This window comes from Marinococcus sp. PL1-022 (genome assembly GCF_033845285.1).
Classification (GTDB): domain Bacteria; phylum Bacillota; class Bacilli; order Bacillales; family Marinococcaceae; genus Marinococcus.
Genome location: NZ_JAWXCX010000001.1, coordinates 1,811,832 through 1,835,994 on the forward strand (window position 1 = coordinate 1,811,832; position 24,163 = coordinate 1,835,994).

Genomic DNA, 24,163 nt, shown 5'->3' on the forward strand with positions numbered 1-24,163 from the left:
TTTGAAATTTTATTTCAAAAAGAAAGGATGATTATAATTAAAAGGCTAGGCATTTCTATTTACCCAAATCACGCTTCTTATGAAGACAATATTAATTACATCTGCCAGGCTCATGAGTACGGTTTTTCGAAAATATTTATGTGCCTTCTCTCCGTTGAAGGCTCAAAATCTGCTATTTTAAGCGATTTCAAAAAGACGATAACGGAAGCAAAACATTTAGGCTTTGAAATTATAGTGGATGTCAGCCCAAAAACTTTTACCGCATTGGATATCGATTACAATGATTTGTCTTTTTTTAACGATTTAGGCGCTGATGGCCTCCGATTAGATCTCGGTTTTACTGGACTTGAAGAAGCAAAGATGACTCATAATAAATTCGACTTAAAAATCGAAATTAATATGAGCAACGCCACCCACTACATCGATAATATTCTTTCATATCAACCCAACCGTGAAAATCTAATTGGCAGCCACAACTTTTACCCACAGCGCTACACAGGTTTATCCTATGACTTCTTTGAAGAATGCAGCCTGAAGTTCCTTAAGTACGGTCTCCATACCAGTGCATTCATTACCTCTCCTGAAAGTTCTTTCGGTCCCTGGCCTATTATGGAAGGCATGCCTACTCTGGAGGAACACCGAAATCTTTCATTAAAAACGCAGGCAAAACACTTCTTTGCGACTCAATTAATCAATGACGTTATTATTAGCAACTGTTTTGCCTCAAATGAAGAGATGAGCATTCTTTCAAATTTATCTAAAAGCATGATCATTTTTAAGATTCATTTGTCCGACGACGTTACTGAGTTGGAAAAAACAATCCTTTTTCAAGAACCCCACTTTTATCGCGGGGATGTTTCTGACTATGTTATCCGGTCTACACAAAGCCGTGTAAAGTACAAAGAATATTCTTTTCCGTCTCATGACTGCAACAATATTCAACGCGGAGACATTGTCATAGGTAATGATAATTACGGTCAATACAAAGGAGAACTTCAAATCGCTCTAAAAGAAATGCAGAACGATGGTAATAAGAACATCATTGCCCGAATTGATGATGAAGAAAATATTTTAATGAACTATTTGAAGCCGTGGGAGATGTTCGCCTTTGAATAAATCTTTTTACGGGCAATACATCGTAGTAATAGATGCTGGTGGCACAAAAACTGTAGGGACTCTTGTAGAAATGCAGTCGAAAAAGATTTTATTTCAAATTCAGACCGGGCCGGGCAACATTGTCAGTAATAATGATTACGCTGAACAAAATATTGAAGATGCCTTAATACAATGTGCTGAACAAATACAAATAAAACCACTCCGGGCCATTATAGGAATTGCTGGGTTTAACACATATAAACACCGATGGCATACCCCTTTGCATTGGTACAACTATATAAACGAAAACATTGCAGTTACCAGTGATATTGAATTGGCTTATCGGGCAGAATTCCCTGAAGGAGAAGGTATGCTTGTAATTTCCGGCACTGGGGCTATTATTTGCTTGGAGCATCAAAACAAATTGAAGACTCTTGGAGGTTGGGGGCATCTATTGGGTGATGAAGAAAGTGCATATGGAATTGGCAAAAAGGCTATACAGCAGGTTTTAGAAAGTATGGAATACTGCTACAGATCCATACTTAAAGACCAATGGATAAAAGATGATTATCCCGCCTCAAGCAATAAACTTAAAGAATGGTTTTACTCTCAGGATAAAGAAGCCATTGCCCAACTCTCTCTCTGGGTAGAATCAACAGCTAAAAACGGTAATTCAGAGGCACAGAGCATTATAAGCGATGCCTCACGAAAAATGGCCGGCAGTGTTTATAAAGCTATTACATCTCTCGGCTTGTCTTCCAGTATTCCCTTGATCGTTAAGGGAGGAATGTTTGAAAACAATGACAGATACTTTAGCGAATTCCAAAAGCATATAAGCAATTTTCAATTAACAAATACGGTATCAAAATCGAATAAAAACATATTTGTTGAAGCCGCCTGCTTCAATTATTACAAGGGAGTGAGAAAATGAAAAATATAGATACAGAAAAGCGAAATCCGAAAACTACAAACATTGACAATTTACCAACCGATAAGATGCTGGAGTTGATTAACAAGGAGGATCAAACGGTTCCTTTAGCTATTGCAGACATCATCCCAATTATCGCTGAATCGGTTGATCGAATAACTTCTTCCATGAATAAAGGAGGCCGTTTATTATATGTAGGTGCCGGCACAAGCGGACGATTAGGCGTACTTGACGCTGTCGAATGCCCACCGACATTTAACACAGAACCTTCTAATGTATTAGGTATAATTGCCGGGGGCGAAAAAGCAATTTTCCAGGCGGCAGAAGGTGCAGAAGATGATATAGAAGCAGGCAGAAAAGATATTCAAAATCTTAATGTAAATAAAAACGACACGGTTGTTGGTATCGCCGCAAGCGGCCGGACCCCATATACTATAGGAGCCTTAGAAGCTGCTAATGAAAACAGTGCTTATACCATTGCATTAGTCTGTTCCTACGGATCTCCACTGGCTGAAACCGCCGACACCGCTTTGGAAGTAAACACAGGACCAGAAGCCATCACAGGGTCAACACGCATGAAAGCCGGAACTGCTCAAAAATTAATACTAAACATGCTATCAACAGGCACTATGATTCGCCAGGGAAAAGTTTATGGAAATCTGATGGTGGACCTTCAGCCTTCAAATATTAAACTTCGTGAAAGGGCTCTTAGTATTATTATCGAGGCCACAGGATGCTCGGAATCTGAAGCCATTGATGCACTGAAAAATTATAAAGAAGTTAAACCCGCTATAGTCTCGCTTTTAACTTCACTTCAAGGTAACGAAGTAGCTAATGCCCTTCTTCGTCATCGCGGTCGCATTCAGGATATATTAAATGGATATCCTTCTGCTGATACTTTAAATAAAAGCTGAACCAAGAATTCAGGGGGTGATTATTTTGAAAAAAAGATTAGCATTTTTAGCAATGGCTTTGATAATGATAATCCCTTATACAGGCACCGCTACCGCTAAAGCAGAGAGTGATTCTTACCAGCCTAAAAGAGAGATGAGAGCAGCCTGGATAGCCAGTGTTGAAAATATTGATATGCCGTCAGGAAAAAATAAAGAAGAATTTAAAGACTGGGCTGCTAACACTATGTCCCAGATTGAAAATCAAAATTTTAATTCTGCTGTGTTTCAGGTTAAACCCGCAGGCGATGCCCTCTACCCTTCTGACATAGAGCCCTGGTCCTCTTATATCACAGGAGAAAATCAAGGGACTGATCCAGGGTATGACCCTTTACAAATAATGCTCGATGCTGCACATCAGCGTGGTATTGAATTACATGCCTGGGTTAATCCATATCGATTGACGATGCCGGGAGAAGAGCTTTCGGATTTGTCTGAAACAAATGTGGCTGTTAAACATCCTGAGTGGGTAGTAAATTACGGAGATCAATATTACTTGGATCCTGGTATTCCAGAAACGCAGGAGTATGTGATAAAAACGATCGAAGAATTAGTGAACAACTACAATATAGATGCAGTGCACATGGACGACTATTTCTACCCTTACAGAATTGCAGGTGAAGATTTTCCGGATAGTGACTCTTTCGATCAGTTCGGAGAAAATTATGAGGATAAAGAAGACTGGAGAAGAAATAATGTAAATACTCTCGTGGACGATATCAATACTGCGATTAAAAGTATAGACCCTTCTGTGGAGTACGGTATATCCCCATTCGGAGTATGGAGAAATGACTCCGTAGATCCAAGTGGCAGTGATACTACAGCCGCTCAAACCAACTATGACGATTTATATGCAGATACTCGTCAGTGGATTAAAAATGGCTCTTTAGACTACATTACTCCGCAAATTTATTGGTCAAGAGATTTCCAGCCAGCAAATTATACAATATTGCAGAAATGGTGGGAAAACGAAGTAGACCAATACTCACAAGTTCACCCTACTAATTTATACATTGGTTTGGCTGATTATAAAGTAGGGACAGATACTATTGACGATACATGGAATAACCCTGCCGAATTGACCGAACAAATTAAAGATAATCGCAACCACTCCGGTGTTGAAGGACAAATGCATTTTTCATGGTCTAAAATCTTACAAAATAAACTTAGCTACATGGACCTCGTTCAGGACGAAGTTTACTATACAAAAGCTTTAGTGCCCGAGGCCCCATGGAACGGAGAACAAAAGCCCAAAAAACCGAATAGAATAAAAGTTGAACATAATAATATTTATATTTATGACAACAAAGAAGCAGAAAAATTCGTAGTCTATCGGTTTGAAGGAAATAAAGAAGGCGATTACTCCAATCCCGAAAATATCGCCGGCGTTGTTTATAGTGAAGGCAAGGAAACCCTTTTTGTAGATGAAGAGGCTGAAAAAGATCAAGACTACACGTATGGAGTCAAATCATTATCTTCTACAAATATTGAAAGCAAAGATGCTAAAAAGGCTAAAACTAAAAATCATAATTCCTAAAGTGAGGAGAAACGATGACTATTTTAGGTATAGGTTTAATGTCCGGAACTTCTTTAGATGGGATTGATGCTGCTCTTATTGAAATAAATGATACTGATTCACAAACAAACTATAAAATTGCAGGCCAGTATAGCGAACCTTTCCCTGCAAAAATTAAAGCGGTGTTGCATCAATTATGTGAACCTTCTTCTGCCCGAATTGAAAAAATTTCTTCGATGAATGCCTATCTGGGAAATATGTATGCAGATATAGTGAACAAAACATTAAAAAAATATCATCGAAGCAGTGATGATCTCTCTTTTATCAGCTCTCACGGCCAAACTATTTTTCACCAGCCAACTATGAATCAAACTGACGAGCTCGATATCCCAAACACTTTGCAAATTGGTGATATTTCAGCATTATCTTACCACACAGACACTCCGGTTGTTGGAAATTTTCGTGTTGCTGATATTGCAGCTGGTGGTCAGGGTGCTCCCCTCGTATCTTATGTTGATCAGCTGCTTTTTCGAGAAGATAAAAAAGACGTAGCTGTCCAAAACATCGGTGGTATAGGAAACGTAACGTATTTACCCCCAAAGCAGAGCCAATCTGAACCTGTGTCCTTTGATACTGGTCCTGGAAATATACTGATTGATCAGCTGGTAAGCAGGTTCACTAACGGTAAATTGGCCTACGATTCTGAAGGTGAGATAGCTTCAACAGGGTCAACTAGTCAGCAGTTGCTTAAATGGCTCATGCAGGAGCCTTATCTGTACCGACAGTACCCGAAAACCACTGGCCGCGAATTATTTGGATATACCTATGTTAATCATATACTGGCAACAGGTGAAAAGTTAGGTTTAAAGATGCCGGATATTATTCGAACAGTAACGGAATGGACAGCTGAAACCATCGCTTTTCATTATCGTCAGTTAAACCCCGCCTCTCCTGTTTCCAAAGTGATTATTGGCGGTGGTGGAAGTCGTAATCCCGTGCTTATGAATGATTTACGCCAAAAACTCACCGGATCTCAATTTCTCTCCCACGATGATTTTGGAATTGACAATCAAATGAAAGAAGCTATGGCTTTTGCGATTTTAGGGTACAAACGTTTAACGGGTGATTATAATCAGCTTCCTGTTTTTACCGGAGCCAAATCTTCAGTAATCATGGGAGAGGTAGCCTGTAACACTAAAAATGCATTCAAAAAAGTTCATCGTTTCCATGATTTAAAGTAAATTTATTGATTCGATAAATGTTGCATTACTACCAAAGGGTTATGCTATAGATCATGTACTCTGAAGATAAATTTAAAATACCTTTATTTAATGTGTTTTAACTGAAAGCATAAGCTACAAGCACTCTCCTCCTTCATCACTAACTATAGTAAAAGACTGGCGATAGCCTCAAAAATTAAAAATATTTTTAGCAGACTGAAGGGTTCTTAGACATTTATCTAAGAACCCTTGTTAATCACTTCAAGTTATTTTTTTATACGCAGTCTCACCATACTCCAGGACATGCGTGGCAGCTCTGCCTTCAGCTGCTTGTCCTCCATCACAGCATTTCCTCCGCGGTGCGGTGCTACTTCTTCCCTGTCTTTTGTATTCACCGCCTTTGGATCATCATGTTCGAGCACGATATGCTCCACTACCTCTGCCTGTTCAAATGAACGCAGGTCATACGAAATGGACAATGAATCTTCCAAATGCCTGTTCGTCATAAAAAGCACCAGTTCGTTTCGTTCTTCATTTAATACAACGGCGCTATCTAAATAAGGGACATCTGTAAACTCTTTGGAATCGTATTTATCCGAATGAATGATCGGCTTCAGCGCCTGGCCGCGACCGTAAACTGACAAATAATAATATGGATAGTAAATCGTCTGCTTCCACGCTCTGCCCTGATTTTCAGTCATAATGGGGGCGATCACGTTTACGAGCTGTGCCATGCAGGCCATCTTTACGCGGTCTGCATGGTTAATCAGTGTATGAATCATATTGGCCACCAGCAGGGCATCTTCGAAATTATAAACGTCCTCCAGCTGCGGCGGTGCGATCTGCCAGGGCTTTAGTTTTTCATCCGCTTCGGTCGAATGAAACCATACGTTCCATTCATCAAAGCTAAGGTTGATCGTTTTTTCACTTCGCTTTTTGGCCTTGATGTAATCGCACGTGGAGATGACCGTACGAATGAACTGATCCATATCTAACGATTTTGCTAAAAAATTAGCCGTATCATTTTCCGGATTTCCGTAGTATTGATGAAGCGAAATGTAATTGGCAAATTCATAAGTGTGTGAAAGCGTTGTTGCTTCCCATTCCGGAAAGGTCGGCATATCGGAATTCGAACTACCACAGCTCACCAGTTCAATCGATGGATCCACGGTTTTCATCGCTTTTGCTGTTTCATAAGCGAGACGTCCGTATTCGTCAGCCGTTTTGCCGCCGATCTGCCAGGGCCCGTCCATTTCATTGCCAAGGCACCACGTTTTAATATTGTGCGGCTGCTCGTAGCCGTGGGCTTTCCGCAGATCACTATAGTACGTACCGCCGGGATGATTGCAGTATTCCAGCAGGTTTCTTGCAGCATCGATGCCTCTGGTTCCCAGGTTTACAGCCATCATAACCTCGGTGCCGGCTTTTGACGCCCAGTTGGCAAATTCATTTGTTCCCACTTCGTTTGTCTCTATGGTACTCCAGGCAAGCTCGAGCCGTCTCGGCCGTTCATTTTTTGGCCCTACGCCGTCTTCCCAATTATACGCAGAAACCATGTTTCCACCTGGATAACGAACAATGGGAACCTGCAGATCCCTGACCAATTGCAGTACGTCCTGGCGAAAGCCCTGTTCATCTGCCAGTTCATGGCCCGGCTCATAAATGCCTCCATATACAGCCCGGCCCAATTGCTCGATGAAAGAGCCATAAATTCGCTCATCCACCTCGGAAATTACAAAATCCTTATCGACAATAACGGTAGCTTTAGGTTGTTTTTTCGCCATATTTTGTACGCTCCTTGGTTATGCTGTAATTCGTAAATTCCTGCTCTCGTACACTCTTTTCCTCCAAACGCTGGTAAAGATTTTTCGTAATAAATACTGTTGCTAACGAGGAAAGACTGCCGTAGAAAAAAAGAAAAAAGGCCGGGATCGTTAACGCCCCATAGATTAAAGCAAAATGAACTGCTATTAATGAAACAGTAATGTGCATTTTTGTGATTCCAATAATCAAAGCGTTTTTAAAATAAGTTAATAAACTCGTTTGAAAGCTTGAATGTAAAGCAAAAAGATGCACTGTTAGTGAACTGTAAACGACTAAAATAACAATGTAGAAAAATATTGTTACTGCGTTTGCGGAAAAACCGTTATTCAGTGCCGCATAGTTTACCAGAATAAGCACGGCGCCTCCAAGCCACAGGAAACCAAGCATGTTTGCTTGAGCAAAATCCCGCCTGTAGAATTGAATAAATTTTTTCCCTACTTTTACCTCCCTGCTGTTTAAGAGCTCCTTTGATACACCCAGAGCTGCTGTAAAAGCAGGAAATACGCCAAACGCTACTAGTCCGCCAAGCATCCCTGCAATCCAGCATACGTTTAATATAAAAAGCTTATTGATCCACATAAAAATCATATTTAATTTTTCTAATGGGAGCTTTTTCATATCTTTCCCTCCCCATGAGGTAATTAGCCTTTAACACCGCCGACAGTAAGTCCGGAGATGAAGAACTTTTGAAAGAATAGAAACAGAATGACAATAGGCACGATCGTCAGCACTGACCCGGAAAACAAAAGCTCATAGTTATTGCCATACGGAGTAAGTAATGTGGCCAGGCCAACCGGAAGCGTGAACATTTCATTCGATCTTAATATCAACAACGGCCATAAAAAATTATTCCAGCTGGTAAGTCCCTGTAGAATAGCCATTGCCGCAAATGATGGCCCCATGAGCGGAGCCATTATTTTGAAAAAAATGCCGTACTCTGTGCACCCGTCAATCCTGGCCGACTCCATCAATTCCTTAGGAAGTCCCAAACAGTATTGCCTAAAGAAGAACACTGCCACTGGAGCGACAATTAAAGGAAGCATGACGGCAAAGTAGGTGTCCACCAAATTCAAACCAATCATCATCTGGTACAATGGAAGCATTAAAATCTCGAATGGCACCATAAGTACAAACAATACAAGCATAAAGATAACTCTCGCGCCTTTAAAATTATACATCGCTAGCGCATAGCCCACCATGGAGGAAAAGAATAGCGATAATACAATTAAGCCTCCGCTAACAATAAGACTGTTCATATACCACTGCCAATAGCTGGCCCCCTCCTCAGAAAATACGGCCAAGTAATTACCAAGATCCAGGGCAGCCGGATCAAAGAAAAAGGAAAGGCCCTGCCTCATTAATTCTGATGAGGGTCGCATGGAAGCTACAATTAATGATACTACCGGGGTGAGAGCAATTACGGTTATTACTGCAAACAACACAGTCAATAGAATTGACACCCATTTTTTATTATTTTTGCCCATCACTCTCTAATCCTCCTTTTTGAAGGCGCCAAAGAATTTCAGTTGAACAATACTTACAACAAATATGATCAGCATTAGCACAACTCCGATAGCTGCGCCGAATCCCATGTCGTTTTGTTGAATACCTTCGCGGTAAATATATCCCACAACAGTTAATCCAATATTGCCGGGAGAGCTGTTTTCCCAGAATACAAAGCTTTCTTCAAACATCCGGAAGCCGTTAATGATCGTAATTGTGGCTACGAAAATAATAACTGGCTTTAAAGCGGGCATCGTAACGAATAAAAACTTCTGCCAGGGGTTGGCCCCGTCGATGTCAGCCGCTTCATATAATTCCTCCGAAACGTTCTGCAGACCAGCTAGAAAGTATAATATGTTCACACCAATCCAGCGCCATGAAGCAAGCAGCACCATTAAAAACATCCCTGTGCCTGCTCCGTACCTCCACTGCACCGGTTCCATACCAACAAGGCCGAGCAATTCGTTTACAAAGGAGTTTTCCGACTCCCCAAACATCATCCGGAAAATGATACCAGCGACAATGACTGAGGTGAGAGCCGGTATGAAAAGTGAAGCTCTAAAGAAATTTTTAAAATACAAAGATTTACTGTTTAAAAATACCGAAAGCACAATCGGAATCATTACTAATATAATGACCGTAAAGAACACGTAGGTTGCTGTATTTCCCAGCGCCTGAAAAAACGTCGGGTTTAAAATCCGTTGGTAGTTATGAGTTCCTATAAACGTTGTCTGACCGGGAAGGACCTGCTGAAAACTCATAACGATCGCCTGAATCATTGGATACAGGTACAGTACCAAAAAAGATACAATGAAAGGCGATACAAAAACATAAGGAGCAACCTTTCTTGAATTCAGAAAACGTAGAATACCTTTTAAAGAAAAAGACTTTTTGTTGGACATTGTTTCTGAACGTTCCATTTTCGGCTCCTTTCCGTTAAATAATGATAGAAGGAGGGCAAAAGCCCCCCACCCTATTCTTCTGTCTGACCGCTTTTCACTGCTTCTTCAGCCTGCTTCAATGCTTCTTCCGGCTCCTGGTTCTGCTGCCTGATAGCGCTGTTCAGCACATTCGTGTGAATTTCGGACTGTACATCCGGCAGATCCGGTGTAATATTCAATGCTTCAATTTCTCCGTTTAAGTCTAGAAGAGTGTCAAAGATTTCATCGTCAAAGTAGTCGTAGTAAGGGTTAGGTTCATCCATGGCTTCATCATCCCACACAGTGTACATTGGTGGATCAAATCCTAATTCCTGCCAAAGTGCAATATTTCCTTCTTCAGACAATTTCGCATAGGCTAAAAATTCTTTAGCCAGTTCCGGCTCTTCCGTCTGATTAGTCACTACTGTACCTGTACCGCCCATTCCAGCTGTACGGTTTCCGCCTTCCTCCCATACCGGCAGTGGACGAATTTCCATTTTTCCTTCGAGATCAGGCATATAATCAATAAATCTGCCCATGTACCAGGTTGGCATCATTAACGAAGCGGCTCCGCCGTTATTCATATAGCCATAGTATTCTTCAGAGTGATGAAATCCGCCTGGTGTTACTTCCGCTACTTCATGTTCATTCACCATGTCGTCTAGAAATTGAAGTGTATCAACGTTAGTATCGTTTGCCAGGGTTAGATCGCCTTCATCATTGAAGTAATCGGATCCTCTTTGACTGATTAAAGGCCAGAAGCTGAAATGCTCATCCACCTCTACTGTAGTCATCATAGAATCTGTATTTTCTACCACCTGTTCTCCTGCTTCTACATAGTCATCCCAGGTAACAATTTCATCTATATTCACGCCGGCTTCTTCCATAATCTCCGTATTATAATACATTACTGTAGCGCCAACGTGGTAAGGCATACCGTAATAATTATCATCCTTGGAATATATATCAAACCGTTCTTCCACCATATCGTCGAGCACTGGCTCTACGTATTCATTCATTGATTCTAATTGAACGTCACCTTCGAGGAAGTTGGCAAAGTAACTAATTTCTATGTCTGCCATGTCAGGAGCTCCAGACCCCGACTGTAGAGAAAGAAGCAAATTATTATTCATCTGATCAATAGGGTAGACCTCAGCCTGTAATTTAATCGGCCGGTCTGCATGCTCCTCATTCCATCTATTTACTGCGTCTTCATAAATACCAATATGTTGTTCGTTGAATGTCCAAAAAGTTAATTCGGTAGCATTCTCGCTATCTTCGCCGATTACTTCCACTTCATCTGCTTCGCCTTCTCCTCCACTTCCTTCACCGTCACTTCCGCCACCACTCCCGCCGCCACAACCTGCTAAGTAAACCAAAGACAGCATCGCCCCACCAAAAATCGACCAATGTTTCATAATTGTCCCCCTTATTTATTCTCCTAACTTATACGTACAAGTTATTTTTTATTTAACCATACAGGTGCATTTATTGCAAGCGCTTTCTATACATTTATTTCAATATTTAGATCTTAAATGACGAAAATACTGACACAACAATTTTTCTTCAGTTGTACGCATGTGTGTGATACGATAAAAAGAAAAAGAGGTGCATGATGGTCTCAAAATATAAACAATTAAAGCAGAACATCCAGTCTAAAATTTTGGACGGCAGCTTCCGTCCCCATCAAAAAATTCTATCCGAATACGAATATGTAAAAAACTTTGAAGTAAGCAGACATACCGTGCGTCAGGCTATCGGTGAGCTAGTGAGTGAGGGATGGCTGTACCGGGAGCACGGCGTGGGAACATTTTGTGCAGACCGCTCTAAATTTACTTCTCCCTCCACCCGTAAAAATGTGGCCATTATCACTACGTACATTTCCGATTATATTTTTCCCTATATTATACGCGGAGCGGAACGGTATTTAAGCGATAAAGGCTACAACGTTATTCTCATGAGTACCAATAACGATTTTGATAAAGAAAAACAGGCGCTCGAAAATATTCTTACCCAGCAGGTCGATGGACTAATTATTGAACCTACGCGCAGCGCGCAAGCTAATCCCAATCTAAATTACTACCTGAATCTCGAAAATGCCGGCATTCCTTACGTTATGATAAACGCGTATTATGAAGAGCTTGAACCGCTGAGTTTAACCTTAAACGACCAGGATGCCGGCTTCCGAAATGCGGAGCATTTAATCCAGCTCGGGCACCGGCGTATTATAGGGTTATTTAAGACTGATGATATGCAGGGTGTTCAGCGGATGAAAGGCTACCTTAAAGCCCACCGGTACTACGGCTGTCCAGTAGATCCATCACTTTTGATCACATATTCCACCGACGAAAAGTATTCAAAGGCCGCTCAGTCTGTCGAACAGATTTTAAAGGACCAGACTGAAGGGCCTACCGGACTTGTCACCTATAACGATGAACTCCTGCTGCAGCTTCTTGATGTGCTTCGCGATAAAAACCTGCAGATTCCTGGGGATATTTCTGTTGTAAGCTTTGACGATTCCCATTTTACCCAAATCTCTGAAGTAAAATTTTCTTCCATCGTGCATCCCAAAGAACGTATGGGAGAGGACGCAGCCAAATATGTAACGACTCTCATTGAACAGCCGGATGCTGCCCTTTCCTCTATTGTATACGAGCCTCATTTTATCGACCGCCATTCGACACGGAGTCTCCAATTCACACCAGCATTGGAAACAGAATAAATAATAAATGCGGACCGTCGAACAACTGGCCTGCATTTAAAAAAGGAAGCTGCTTCTTTTATTGCGCGCAGCTTCCTTTTTTGTATGATTACAAGTCGTAACTCCAGTATATATTGTTGTAAAGTCCAGTAAATCTGGCCTCTCCCGGCTCTTTAGAGCATTTACTTTTCAAAACGATAGGATTTCTTTACAGGCTTCCAAATTGTTTCGATTTCTTCTAAAGACTTGTTTTTTGTTTCAGGAACTATGGTCATCACAAATATAAAACAAATGACGTTAATAACCGCAAACATCCAGAACGTAAACGCGCCTCCGGCGTTATTGATGAGTACAGGCGTGAATTGCCCTATCGCCCAGTTGGCTCCCCATAAAAACATAGTGGCAATTCCGACTGCTTTTGCACGCATATGGTTTGGAAAAATTTCCGGAATCATAATCCACGGAATTGGGCCCATTGAAATACAAAACGCTGCTGTAAAGCCCATGATAAAAAGCAACGCCCAGATTCCATTGCCTACATCAAAATAGAAAACGCTTCCAATAAGGACCATAAAAATTGCCATCAAACTAGATCCGACGCCCATCAAACGTTTTCTTCCTGCTTTGTCGATTAATAAAATAGCAACCACTGTAAATATTACCTGCACGGTTCCTATTAAACTCGTCGCCAGAAATTCAGTATTGTTTTCAAATCCTACCAGCCGAAAGATTGTAGGTCCGTAATAAGTTACAGCGTTCATTCCGATAACCTGATTAAATAAAGCCAGAAAAATACCGACTGCCATCGCTTTTCGAAGACCTGGCTTTAACAGCTCTCTCATTGATGTGTTTGATTCGCTTCGAAGAGAGGTTTGAATAGCCTCCAGCTCCAGTTCAGCTGAGCGCGTGTTATTAATTTTTTCCAATGTCCGAAACGCTTCTCCATGCTTTTGCTTTTTGACTAAATACCTGGGACTTTCAGGAATAAAAATAAGCATGATGAAAAATAGAACTCCCGGTACTACTCCATAGCCCAGCATCCATCTCCATCCTGTTTCCACTCCCCAGCCATAGCTGCCGGAGTTTGCAACAGCAAGATTAATATAAAACGTAGCCGAAATACCAATAATAGTGAACAGCTGATACATAGACGCCAGTCGGCCGCGTATAGCAGGCGGAGCGCATTCAGCAATATACGTAACTGACAACGCAGAGGCAAAACCAATTCCGAGGCCGCCCAGAACTCTTGCAAGAATAAGAGAAGTAACGCTCATAGCAAGCGCTGACCATAAAGCGGAAACAGCAAAGAGAATTCCCGACAGCATTAAAATCTTTTTCCTCCCAAAACGGTCACTTAGATAGCCGGACAACCCGACCCCGACAACTCCTCCTACCATAACGCTTGAAATGATAAATCCTTCCATAGCCGGGCTTAAATTATAAAGCTCCTGCAAAAAGCCAATGGCGCCCGAAATTACTGCGGTATCAAAGCCATATAAAAAACCTGCCATTCCTGCTGCGGAAGCTATCAACAACACATACCAGACTGACTGCTTCTCTTTCATGATGTTCAATATCCCCTTTCAATAATTGGAAATGATAACGATTACATGAAAATTATCATATGTTCGTACAAGTTTCAATAATATGGTTTATATTTACATTTAATACATACAAGCTCATCTTCAAAAAACTCATTGAGGATTTTTTCACTCCAGCTTTTCTAATTATGTTGTTTAATAAGTGTAGAAAGCGGTTGCAATAAGCTTCGTTTCATGATTAAATGAACTTAACTTATACGTACAAGTTGTGTTTTATCCATTGATTTCATTAACGCAATAAAACAGAAATGAGAGATTCATTCGAATTACTAAAAATGCTTTTCAAAGGAATGAGTCAAAATGAAGCAGTCAGAAATGAAACACGCCGTTACTCAAGGTCAGACTTCACTCGGAATTGAATTTGGCTCCACTCGTATTAAAGCAGTACTGATGAACAACAGCTTTGAAACAATCGCCTCGGGCAGCTATGAATGGGAAAACCAGATGAAAAACGGTTTTTGGACATACCATCAGGAAGATATTATTGCTGGTTTGCAGAAGGCTTATGGGAGCATGAAATCCGAAGTGGAAAGCGCGTACGGGATTACCCTCCGCACTATTGGTTCGATAGGTATTTCAGCTATGATGCACGGCTATATGCCATTTGACCACACCGGAGAACTGCTTGTCCCCTTTCGGACGTGGCGTAATAATACCACCGGCGCTGCGGCCAGCGAATTGACGGGTCTTTTTCAGTACAATATCCCGGAACGATGGAGTATCGCCCACCTTTATCAAGCCATACTCGATGATGAAAAACATTTGCCGCGTATTCAGTTGATTACGACTTTAAGCGGATACATCCATTGGCTGCTGACCGGAAAACAGGTCATTGGGGCCGGGGATGCCTCGGGGATGTTTCCAATCGACGACACTACTCAGGACTACAACGATTTCATGCTTGAGCAGTTCGACACCCTCACTGCAGCAAGAAATTATCCATGGAAAATTAAAAACATTCTTCCTGAAGTTCTTACAGCTGGCGAACAGGCAGGCACCTTAACGAATGACGGCATTAAAATTCTGGATAAATCACAAAACCTGCAGCCCGGGATTCCATTTTGCCCTCCGGAAGGTGACGCCGGAACCGGAATGGTGGCTACAAACAGCGTGAAAAAACGTATCGGAAACGTTTCTGTAGGGACCTCTGTTTTTGCGATGATTGTGCTGGATCAAAAAATTTCTAACACTCATCCGGAAATTGATTTAGTTACTACACCAAATGGAAACCCTGTCGCCATGGTGCATGCAAATAACTGTTCAAGTGATTTGAACGCCTGGCTTGGGTTGTTCCGGGAGTTTTCAGAAGCAACGGGACAAAAGCTTAATTCTGGCGATTTATTTGAATTAATGCTGCAGAAAGCTCTCGAAGCGGATCCTGATGGCGGCGGCCTGCTCAGCTATGGTTATTTCTCCGGTGAAAATATTACAGGACTGGAAAGCGGCCGCCCTTTGTTTGTGCGCTCTCCCGAAAGCAATTTCAATTTAGCTAACTTCATGCGGACGCATCTTTTTTCTGCTTTCGGTGCCCTAAAAATCGGCATGGTTCTTTTAACAGATAAAGAACAGGTAGCGATCGATAATGTCTTCGCTCATGGCGGCTTGTTCAAAACTCCAGTCGTGGGACAACGGGTAGTTGCTGCTGCCATGAATACGCCTGTCTCTGTTATGGATACGGCCGGAGAAGGCGGAGCCTGGGGAATTGCTGTACTGGCCTCCTATACGAAGAACAAAGGCCCGGCTGAGACACTGGAAGAATTTTTGGATAATAAAGTTTTTAAAGAAATCGAAACCACGGAAATTCATCCTGATCGCGCTGATGTAGAAGGGTTTGAAATTTTTATGGAACGTTATAAAAAAGGTCTCGTCATCGAACAGGCGGCAGTTGATCATTTAACACCGGCTGATGCAATCGGCGAACAAGTCAAAGTAAATTAAACTATCAATAAGAAAAGAGGAGTACTTATGCCCGCTATTGAAAAAAAAGAATTCTGGTTCATTGTAGGCTCCCAACAGCTTTACGGAGAAGAAGCCTTAAAAGAAGTCAAAGCCCATGCCCAGCACATAACTGATGCATTAAATGAAAGCGGTGTTTTACCTTATCCGCTTGTTCTAAAAGACTTAGCAATCAATACAGATGAAATTACACGCACCATGAAAGAAGTGAACTATCGTGATGAGGTGGCCGGCGTTATCACATGGATGCACACCTTCTCTCCCGCAAAGATGTGGATTCGCGGAACGAAGATACTGCAAAAACCACTGCTTCATCTAGCTACCCAATTTAATGAAAGCATCCCGTGGGAAACCATTGATATGGACTTCATGAACCTGAATCAGTCGGCGCACGGTGACCGAGAATATGGCTTTATCAATGCCCGCTTAAACAAGCAGAACAAAGTGGTCGCAGGCCACTGGGAGCATGCCGGCATCCAACAGGAAATTGCCCAATGGATGAACACGGCTGCGGCTTATAACGAAAGCTTCAACATTAAGGTTGCCCGCTTCGGTGACAACATGCGCAATGTAGGTGTTACGGAAGGCGACAAAATTGAAGCGCAGATTCAATTTGGATGGGTCGTCGATTACTACGGAATTGGAGACCTTGTGGAATACGTCCACCGTGTTACAGACGAAGAGGTTGAAGCCCTCCTTTCGGAATACGGTGACCTTTATGAATTTGAGTACGGCAGCTATACAGAAGAAGAATGGAAAGACAGCGTTAAAGTACAGGCAGGCTATGAAATTGCTATTAAACGCTTTCTGGATGATGGAGGCTACAATGCTTTCACGACCAACTTTGAGGATTTACATGGAATGAAGCAGCTGCCAGGCCTTGCTGTTCAACGCCTCATGGGGCAAGGGTACGGCTTTGCTGCTGAGGGGGATTGGAAAACGGCTGCTCTTGACCGTTTGATGAAGGTGATGAGTCATAACGAATCAACAGGTTTTATGGAAGATTATATTTATGAATTGACGGCTGGAAAAGAAGCTATTCTTCAATCACATATGCTTGAAGTAGATCCTACCCTGGCAAACCATAAGCCAAAAATCGTGGTATCGCCATTAGACATTGGTAATAAAGAAGATCCTGCACGCTTAGTTTTTGATGGTAAAGCCGGAGACGGGGTCGTGGTTTCCATGGCGGATTTTGGAACGCATTACAAGCTTCTGATTAATGAGGTTTCGGCATTTGAACCGCCTGTTCCTGCTCCGAACCTCCCGGTGGCCCGAATACTCTGGAGTGTTAAGCCAAACCTTCAGGATGGAATAAAAGCCTGGATTGAAAATGGAGGCGGGCACCACACCGTTGTTTCATTAAATGTAACGACAGATCAGATTATTAATTATGCGAAGCTGGTAGGTCTTGAGTACGTCGTTATTAATTAATATATTTCATCAGCTTAAGCTATTGATATTTAAGGAGTGAGCTTTATGGAGAATCTGAAAAACCCTATTGTTTTACAAAGAGCCGACCCATTTGTTTATAAGCACCATGACGGGTTTTATTACTTTACCGGCTCTCACCCTTCCTACGATCGGATTATTTTGCGGCGGGCTAAACATTTGAATGACCTGTACGACGCAGAAGAATACGTTATTTGGCGTAAACACAGCAGCGGGGCTCAGAGTCACTTAATCTGGGCACCTGAAATTCACCGAGTAGACGGGAAATGGTATATCTATTATGCCGCCGCTCCTGACGACAACATTGACGATAATACCTTCAATCACCGAATGTTTGTGCTTGAAAATGACTCAGACAACCCAATTGAAGGCGAATGGAAAGAAAAAGGTGAAATAGATGCAGGGTGGAGTGCATTCGCTCTTGATGCAACAACGTTTGAGCACAATGGTATTCAATATTATGTTTGGGCACAGCAGGATGTAAATATAAAGGGCCATTCAAATATTTATATAGCTGAGATGGAAAACCCATGGACTTTGGCGTCTACCCCCGTGCTGCTGACTAAACCTGAACTGCCCTGGGAAATTAAAGGCTTCTGGGTCAATGAAGGCCCTTCCGTTCTGATTAGAAATGAAAAGGTCTTTATTACGTATTCAGCAAGTGCCACTGGCATCGATTACTGCATGGGTCTGCTGACAAGTGATGCCAAGGCAGATTTACTGAATCCAAATTCCTGGACGAAAAGCCCGGAGCCAGTTTTTGAAAGCTATTCACCGAATAAACAATACGGACCGGGCCACAATTGCTTTACCGTGTCCGAAGATGGCGGCAGCGACATTTTAGTTTATCATGCCCGTAATTATACCGAGATTGTTGGAGATCCCCTTTATGATCCGAATCGTCATGCCCGTGCACAGGAAATTACGTGGGACGAAAGCGGTAACCCCGTGTTTGGTATTCCTGTCCCGGATGACCGGTGGACTCCAGACACGCCAACAATTTTAACGACAGAAAATTCCAAGGAATAATTTCCTGAACATACATGTAAGTACATTGAAGGAGGTTTCCCATTGCTGGAACTATTGAAGCAGCAGGTCTGCAGCGCAAATCAGGGACTCGTTGATCATGATCTCGTTACTTTTACCTGGGGAAATGTCAGTGGATTTGACCCTGAAGCAGAATTATTAGCCATTAAGCCTTCCGGAGTGCCCTATGAAGAGCTCTCCCCCGAAGATATTGTATTAGTGGATTTAAAAGGAAATGTTGTGGAAGGCGATTTAAAGCCCTCCTCTGACACTCCTACCCATATCGAGCTGTATAAAGCTTTTCCAGGTGTACGGGGTATTGTTCATACGCATTCGGATTGGGGCACAGCCTGGGCACAGGCTGGTAAAAGCATTCCCTGCTCCGGAACCACTCAGGCGGATTATTTTTACGGGGACATTCCCTGCACACGTCAACTAACAAAAGAAGAGGTGCAGAATGGTTATGAAAAAGAAACAGGGTCAGTCATTATAGAAGCCATGCATGGAAGAAATCCTGTAGAAGTGCCGGGAATTGTCGTTCACGGGCATGCACCGTTTGCCTGGGGCGGTTCTCCGGAAGACGCGCTCCATAATGCTGTGGTGCTTGAAAAAGTCGCAAAAATGACGTTTCTTTCCTATCAGCTTTCGGGTGAGCTCCCCCTTGATAACCATGTGCTGCAAAAGCATTATGAAAGAAAGCACGGGGAAAACGCTTATTACGGGCAGTCTAAATAAATGATTCCTACCTTAAACGAGCAGGCCCTAATTTAAACAGGCCTGCTCGTTTTTTGGTTACACATCCAAGAAGATTACATGTATCTGTTACCTTATAATTATTTTTACAAAAAAATAACTTACTTCCTATACCATTCCAACGCATTCGAGTACAGAATTTTGTCGGCTGCTTGAACGTCAAATAAAGTTTGAACCAGCTGGACATCCTCATATTTGAAAGGCCTCGGGGCTCTTGTCGACGGCAGGTCGGTGCCGAACATCAAAGCATCCGGATTCGCGTAATAAATAGACGTTAAAGCATTTGCGACATTTAGTTCCACACGTCCAAAGCCGGTGGCTTTCACTCTGAGGCCTTTATCCACTAATTTCAAAAGGTGAGGCAGCCCCTCCTCTGTTAGCCCTAAATGATCGATGGATACAGCAGGTAAATTTTCAATAACAGAGGCTATTTCCGGCAGTTCTCTGGCATCCATATAAAGCTCGCTGTGCCACCCCGCTATTTCATGCACTCTCCGGGCCAGGTAATCGAGTCTGGAAAGGTCTTCGGACCCGCCCCGGCGGATATTAAACCGCAGCGCCCTCACGCCGTGATCGTGCAGCCGTAAAATTTCTTCATCACTGACACTGGACGGCAGCTGCGTTACCCCACAAAACGAGGGGCCCAGCTGTTGAAGGGCTTTAATTAAGTAGCCCTGGTCAAACCCCTGAAACGATCCCGATACCACTGCCCCGCCCCGGATCTTGTAATCAGCTGTATCCTTCTGGTAATCGGCTGCAATGTATTCCGGAGGCGTGTAGTCCTGATTTTCGGTAATGGGAAAGTTAAAATCAATAATGTGGAAGTGCGCATCAAATATTCTCATAAACTCCCCTCTCCTGCATCATAAGAATACCCCGATTCAGCTTGTCTGGTCAAAAAAATGCCCGAAATGGAGGAAGCTGGCCTCATTTCGAACATGATGATCTATACTTATTCACATAATTGAATTTAAGAAGGAACTGATTTATTGGAATCTACAGTTGATATACCCTTTATTCTTCTTTTGCCTGGGGTCTATTTAGCTTTTTTCCCAACACAAGCATAAGCCCGCCAAATAAAGCAGCTGCGAGTATCCATACCCAGATTGGCATGGAAAAACCATCCGGTTCATTCACTTCCGGCGTATTAACTTCCGCATATTCTTCAATATCATCCTGGGCAATCGTAAAATCTTCTTCCACCGAGAAGTTATCATCACCGGCAGAACCATTCAACGTAAGCGTATAATCTCCGTCATCGAGGCTCTCATTGTTCCAGGGGATTTGGTATCGTATGTTCGATTTGGGGGCCATGTTAAATTCCGCTAATTCTCCGCTAAATACTTCCTCGTCTTCGGAATCCGTAACTATATAGTCTCCCAAAATATCACCCTGAATAAGGTGGGCGTTATTGGTCATTTCGATAAATACCTGACCGGTTTCCGTCAGAAACCCTGCCTCTCCAACAGAAAAATCCGGCGTGGATTCATTAGGCAGATTAACCTGAACAGCGAGCTTATAGGATGTTTCCGTATTTAAAACAATGTTGGCCTCTTCATTGCCGCCTGATCCATCTGCCTCCTGTTCCGATACCTCGGTCGTAAACACAACCGCTCCCAGCGCCGTTTGTCCCTCCACATCCGGAGCTTCCACCGAAACCGGGACCTCTTCAGAGGCTCCCGGCTCCAGCGTAACTGTCTCATCCAGGCTTAAATATTCCTTCATGGATACCGCATCGTCCAACAGCCGGGTATTCGGTGAATCCACGCTGGGATTATACAGGATGCCACCCTTCGGATGTGTGTACGCATTCGCCGGCTCTGCACTTAACGTTACTTCTTCATCCAAATTATTCGTCATACGAAAATTTACCGTCTGCTCTTCCCCGGGGTCCATGGCCAAACTGAAATATCCCTTCGTCCCTGTTTCCTGATTTTCCGGATAAACTGGTTCGATTTCCAGGGGAACTTCTTCTTCTGCTGCGGCAGTTTGCACAGGAATATTAAGAATCAGAACACCGAACGCTGCGATCAGCCATTTCCTCATACCAAGCGCCTCCTTTTGTTAAATATGCATGAATAAAAAGCCGGCCTGCCCAGGCGCGGCTTTTTGAACACATGCTTTCATATACTTTTTTATTAAGATGATGGTCCTGATACCAGGCTGAAGGTAACGGTCGATGTATAGGTGCCTTCCTTCACATCTTTTGGCTGCAGATCAAGGCTTAAATCAGTATCGGATAGCGTGAAGGTCCCCATGCCTCCGTCCGCCTGAGCACTGAGAATGTTGACGCCCGTTTCAGAGCCCGTATCGATATCTCCTTCTTGAGTAGCGATCGTCCCACTATCAGAAGAACCTTCTTCGGCCGAAACAGATGGAGCACTCATATTCAAGGAATTAGCCGGAAGAGCGTAATCATCTGCGTTGGTCAGTGGCGCTGCATCTACATTCAGCTGCCAGCCGCTCCCGCTTCCTGTGGAATCGACTACAGTATAATCGCCAATATCAGTCGTCAAAGTTTGTACAGAGCCGTCCAGAGTTGTTTCTGCGAAACTGCTGATGGATAAATTTTCGATAGACAAGGAGCCGCCATTAATGGTTGCTTCAGTTGTGCCCGATTCTGTCGCTGCCAACACAGGCGCCGACAAGGTTGTCATTGCGACCCCCGCCGCAATCGCGCTTACAGTTATTTTCTTCGATACCTTTTTCATATTTATTCCCCCTGTTGTTTTGTATTGTTCAATATTTATAGTATATCTTTAGTCCCAATTAAAAGCAAGGTAATTCCAGAATCAGGATCAATTAAATTATTCGAATAGTTTAAAATAGATATCTTTATGATAAATATATTTAATATTTATATATTATTTCATAAAAAAATCAACCGATAAATATGTATAAAAAACTAATATTTTAAAATTTTAGTAATAAAGCACTAAATATGTTTTTCAAAAAAATATTTTTAAATAGAAGAAGCAGTACTTTTGAATTACTGAATTCAAAAAGCCCCAAATTGGTGACGTGCTTCACCTGCGGGCAGGAGCTCAGCCGCAAATTTCAGGAAATATAATTATTTTCTTTAGCGTTAAAGGACGGGTGAAACGGTTTTGCTTTTGAACTGGTAACAGGGGCCTGTATAAAGTTTTTTAAATCAACCAAAAAGCAGCCTGTCTACTTCATTATTTATGTAATATATTTTTGACATTATGTTAAAAATATATTACTATAAACCTAAGGAGGTCATAGATGAATGAATGAACTAGGTGAACTATCTAATCAACTGTCGGTGTTCCGGGCTAAAAAAGGTTATTCCCAGGCCGAGGTTGCAAAAAGAATCGGTGTGAGCCGCCAGACTATTATTTCCTTAGAAAAAAACAAATACAGCCCCTCGCTCAAATTAGCATTTGAACTGGCACATCTATTTGATACCGGTATTGAAGATATTTTTCAATACAATCTAAAAGGAGAGGATTAGCATGGAATGGTTTTTCTATCCGTATTTAGTTGTCGTCATCTTCTCTATTCTCGTCTGGCTCCGTTTTCAACACGGCGAAGAAGGTAAGGATGAACGCGGCCGTGAAATTATCAACCGCTCGTATTCGATTATTTTTCCAATGTTTCTCGTTGGCTGGGTCATGGTAAGATTAATCGAGGACTTCGTCGTTCCGCTGGACGGAGATGCGTGGCGGGACGCCATGTGGTATTTGATTACGGGAATTATGATCCTTCACTCGGTGCTTATTTTTATCTTCAGAAAAATTTATTAACAATTAACAGATCACCTGACGAACAGAAAATTTTATCAATAATCTTAATTTTCAAATTTCATAAAAGAATCTTGTATTAAAATGTGGTTCTTCTATTTACCCCCTTCCCCACAACATTTTCTTCCACATCACCTAAAAAACGGTGATGTGGCCTTCGTTCAGAAAAAATGCTCCCAATCACTAAAAAATTTTCATACATGTATCACTATATAAAAGTTTAAAATTTACTTCCAAATGATTGCTTCTAAAATATATTGATAGGCCTCATACCAATCTTGCTTAATTCCGTGCTCCGATTTCACAATTGCTTCTTTTAAAAAGAATGACAGATTAACGCTTCGGATGGTATCCTAAATTATAATAAACGTTCTATCTAATAAAGGAGTATTCAATGGCTATTTCTGCGAAAAAAAAGGCACTTTTAACAGTATCGGAAAGACTTTTTTATGAACACGGCTTTCGCGGCGTCGGCCTGAAGCAAATTATTCAGGAGGCGGACGTTGCAACGATGACACTGTATAATCATTTTTCGTCCAAGGAGCATTTAGTTGAAGAAGTGTTGAAGCAGCGGGAAGAAAGATACTGGTCTTATCTGGACAACTTCGTTCGTGACGAGAATGATCATCCCTTTATCACTGTCGTCAAAGCACACGGAACCTGGCTGAAGGAAGAATCCTATAAGGGGGACATGTTTCTGAGGGCCATTGAAGACTACGCCGGCACCGATAACAGCATTGAAAGTATTGCACGTTCACATAAAGAAAAATTACTGCAGTATTTGCAGCAGTCAGCGGTCCGTCTTGGTGAAGAAAATCACAATGATTTCGCCCATTACTTTACCCTGCTGCTCGAGGGCACAACATCGATGACAACGCTCATAGGAGCTGAACAGGCGACCGAATATTCACTAGCTATGGCAAAAAAAATAGTTACCTAGCCACCTTATTTTTT

22 protein-coding genes are annotated in these 24,163 nt (G+C 42.2%); 13 read left to right on the plus strand and 9 right to left on the minus strand.

The features are described from left to right. The first annotated feature begins 36 nt into the window (after positions 1-36). The 5 genes from SIC45_RS09270 to SIC45_RS09290 are packed head-to-tail and all read left to right on the plus strand — an operon-like array spanning position 37 to position 5,730. A complete protein-coding gene (locus tag SIC45_RS09270) occupies positions 37-1,116 on the plus strand; it encodes a DUF871 domain-containing protein (RefSeq protein WP_319632955.1) in 1,080 nt (359 codons plus the stop codon). Next, complete coding sequence (locus SIC45_RS09275; protein WP_319631948.1) at positions 1,109-2,026, plus strand: BadF/BadG/BcrA/BcrD ATPase family protein; 918 nt, start codon at positions 1,109-1,111, stop codon at positions 2,024-2,026. The genes SIC45_RS09270 and SIC45_RS09275 overlap by 8 nt, the downstream gene beginning before the upstream one ends. Then, positions 2,023-2,937 carry an N-acetylmuramic acid 6-phosphate etherase gene (gene murQ / locus SIC45_RS09280; protein ID WP_319631949.1) on the plus strand — a complete coding sequence of 305 codons (915 nt, stop codon included), beginning with the start codon at positions 2,023-2,025 and terminating at the stop codon, positions 2,935-2,937. Before SIC45_RS09275 ends, murQ begins: the two co-directional genes overlap by 4 nt. Positions 2,938-2,962: 25 nt before the next feature. Next, positions 2,963-4,510: a glycoside hydrolase family 10 protein gene (locus SIC45_RS09285; protein ID WP_319631950.1), complete on the plus strand. Its 1,548-nt coding sequence runs from the start codon at positions 2,963-2,965 to the stop codon at positions 4,508-4,510. A 14-nt stretch (positions 4,511-4,524) separates the two neighbouring features. Further along, positions 4,525-5,730: an anhydro-N-acetylmuramic acid kinase gene (locus SIC45_RS09290; RefSeq protein WP_319631951.1), complete on the plus strand. Its 1,206-nt coding sequence runs from the start codon at positions 4,525-4,527 to the stop codon at positions 5,728-5,730. 245 nt (positions 5,731-5,975) lie between these two features. Here the strand turns inward: SIC45_RS09290 and SIC45_RS09295 are convergent, their stop codons facing one another. Genes SIC45_RS09295 through SIC45_RS09315 form a run of 5 tightly spaced genes read right to left on the minus strand, consistent with a single transcriptional unit; the run spans position 5,976 to position 11,374 of the window. After that, on the minus strand, positions 5,976-7,493 hold the full coding sequence (locus tag SIC45_RS09295) for an alpha-N-arabinofuranosidase (protein WP_319631952.1): 1,518 nt from the start codon (positions 7,491-7,493) through the stop codon (positions 5,976-5,978). Next, entirely contained in the window at positions 7,474-8,151 is a 678-nt protein-coding gene (locus SIC45_RS09300; protein ID WP_319631953.1) for a YesL family protein, read from the minus strand. Before SIC45_RS09300 ends, SIC45_RS09295 begins: the two co-directional genes overlap by 20 nt. 23 nt (positions 8,152-8,174) lie before the next feature. Continuing rightward, a complete protein-coding gene (locus tag SIC45_RS09305; RefSeq protein WP_319632956.1) occupies positions 8,175-9,017 on the minus strand; it encodes a carbohydrate ABC transporter permease in 843 nt (280 codons plus the stop codon). A 6-nt stretch (positions 9,018-9,023) separates the two neighbouring features. Then, positions 9,024-9,956 carry a sugar ABC transporter permease gene (locus SIC45_RS09310; RefSeq protein WP_319631954.1) on the minus strand — a complete coding sequence of 311 codons (933 nt, stop codon included), beginning with the start codon at positions 9,954-9,956 and terminating at the stop codon, positions 9,024-9,026. A 53-nt stretch (positions 9,957-10,009) separates the two neighbouring features. After that, positions 10,010-11,374 carry an ABC transporter substrate-binding protein gene (locus tag SIC45_RS09315; protein ID WP_319631955.1) on the minus strand — a complete coding sequence of 455 codons (1,365 nt, stop codon included), beginning with the start codon at positions 11,372-11,374 and terminating at the stop codon, positions 10,010-10,012. Between the two features lie 197 nt (positions 11,375-11,571). Here SIC45_RS09315 and SIC45_RS09320 point away from each other — a divergent pair, with 197 nt between their 5' ends. Next, positions 11,572-12,678 carry a GntR family transcriptional regulator gene (locus SIC45_RS09320; RefSeq protein ID WP_319631956.1) on the plus strand — a complete coding sequence of 369 codons (1,107 nt, stop codon included), beginning with the start codon at positions 11,572-11,574 and terminating at the stop codon, positions 12,676-12,678. Positions 12,679-12,839: 161 nt separating this feature from the next. Here the strand turns inward: SIC45_RS09320 and SIC45_RS09325 are convergent, their stop codons facing one another. Next, positions 12,840-14,222: a sugar porter family MFS transporter gene (locus SIC45_RS09325; RefSeq protein ID WP_319631957.1), complete on the minus strand. Its 1,383-nt coding sequence runs from the start codon at positions 14,220-14,222 to the stop codon at positions 12,840-12,842. A 336-nt stretch (positions 14,223-14,558) separates the two neighbouring features. On the opposite strand from SIC45_RS09325, the gene SIC45_RS09330 reads away from it, so the two are divergent. The 4 genes from SIC45_RS09330 to araD are packed head-to-tail and all read left to right on the plus strand — an operon-like array spanning position 14,559 to position 19,427. Continuing rightward, positions 14,559-16,196 carry an FGGY-family carbohydrate kinase gene (locus SIC45_RS09330; RefSeq protein WP_319631958.1) on the plus strand — a complete coding sequence of 546 codons (1,638 nt, stop codon included), beginning with the start codon at positions 14,559-14,561 and terminating at the stop codon, positions 16,194-16,196. Between the two features lie 27 nt (positions 16,197-16,223). Beyond that, a complete protein-coding gene (gene araA / locus SIC45_RS09335; protein WP_319631959.1) occupies positions 16,224-17,648 on the plus strand; it encodes an L-arabinose isomerase in 1,425 nt (474 codons plus the stop codon). A 45-nt stretch (positions 17,649-17,693) separates the two neighbouring features. Further along, the gene (locus SIC45_RS09340; RefSeq protein ID WP_319631960.1) at positions 17,694-18,695 is read left to right on the plus strand and encodes a family 43 glycosylhydrolase; all 1,002 of its coding nucleotides are present in this window, start codon (positions 17,694-17,696) and stop codon (positions 18,693-18,695) included. Positions 18,696-18,737: 42 nt separating this feature from the next. After that, positions 18,738-19,427: an L-ribulose-5-phosphate 4-epimerase AraD gene (gene araD, locus SIC45_RS09345; RefSeq protein WP_319631961.1), complete on the plus strand. Its 690-nt coding sequence runs from the start codon at positions 18,738-18,740 to the stop codon at positions 19,425-19,427. Positions 19,428-19,546: 119 nt separating this feature from the next. Here araD and SIC45_RS09350 read toward each other — a convergent pair whose 3' ends face one another. The 3 genes from SIC45_RS09350 to SIC45_RS09360 all read right to left on the minus strand — a co-directional run bounded on the left by SIC45_RS09350 (position 19,547) and on the right by SIC45_RS09360 (position 22,156). Then, positions 19,547-20,290, minus strand: a complete 744-nt coding sequence (locus SIC45_RS09350) for an amidohydrolase family protein (RefSeq protein ID WP_319631962.1) — start codon at positions 20,288-20,290, stop codon at positions 19,547-19,549. Positions 20,291-20,459: 169 nt separating this feature from the next. After that, positions 20,460-21,491: a WxL protein peptidoglycan domain-containing protein gene (locus tag SIC45_RS09355; protein ID WP_319631963.1), complete on the minus strand. Its 1,032-nt coding sequence runs from the start codon at positions 21,489-21,491 to the stop codon at positions 20,460-20,462. A gap of 92 nt (positions 21,492-21,583) precedes the next feature. After that, entirely contained in the window at positions 21,584-22,156 is a 573-nt protein-coding gene (locus tag SIC45_RS09360; protein ID WP_319631964.1) for a WxL domain-containing protein, read from the minus strand. 539 nt (positions 22,157-22,695) lie between these two features. Here SIC45_RS09360 and SIC45_RS09365 point away from each other — a divergent pair. From SIC45_RS09365 to SIC45_RS09375, 3 genes are all read left to right on the plus strand, one after another. Further along, a complete protein-coding gene (locus tag SIC45_RS09365) occupies positions 22,696-22,920 on the plus strand; it encodes a helix-turn-helix transcriptional regulator (RefSeq protein ID WP_319631965.1) in 225 nt (74 codons plus the stop codon). A 1-nt stretch (position 22,921) separates the two neighbouring features. Next, positions 22,922-23,212, plus strand: coding sequence for a hypothetical protein (locus tag SIC45_RS09370; protein WP_319631966.1), 291 nt, complete (start codon positions 22,922-22,924; stop codon positions 23,210-23,212). 391 nt (positions 23,213-23,603) lie between these two features. Continuing rightward, entirely contained in the window at positions 23,604-24,149 is a 546-nt protein-coding gene (locus SIC45_RS09375) for a TetR/AcrR family transcriptional regulator (protein WP_022793522.1), read from the plus strand. Positions 24,150-24,163 lie beyond the last annotated feature (14 nt).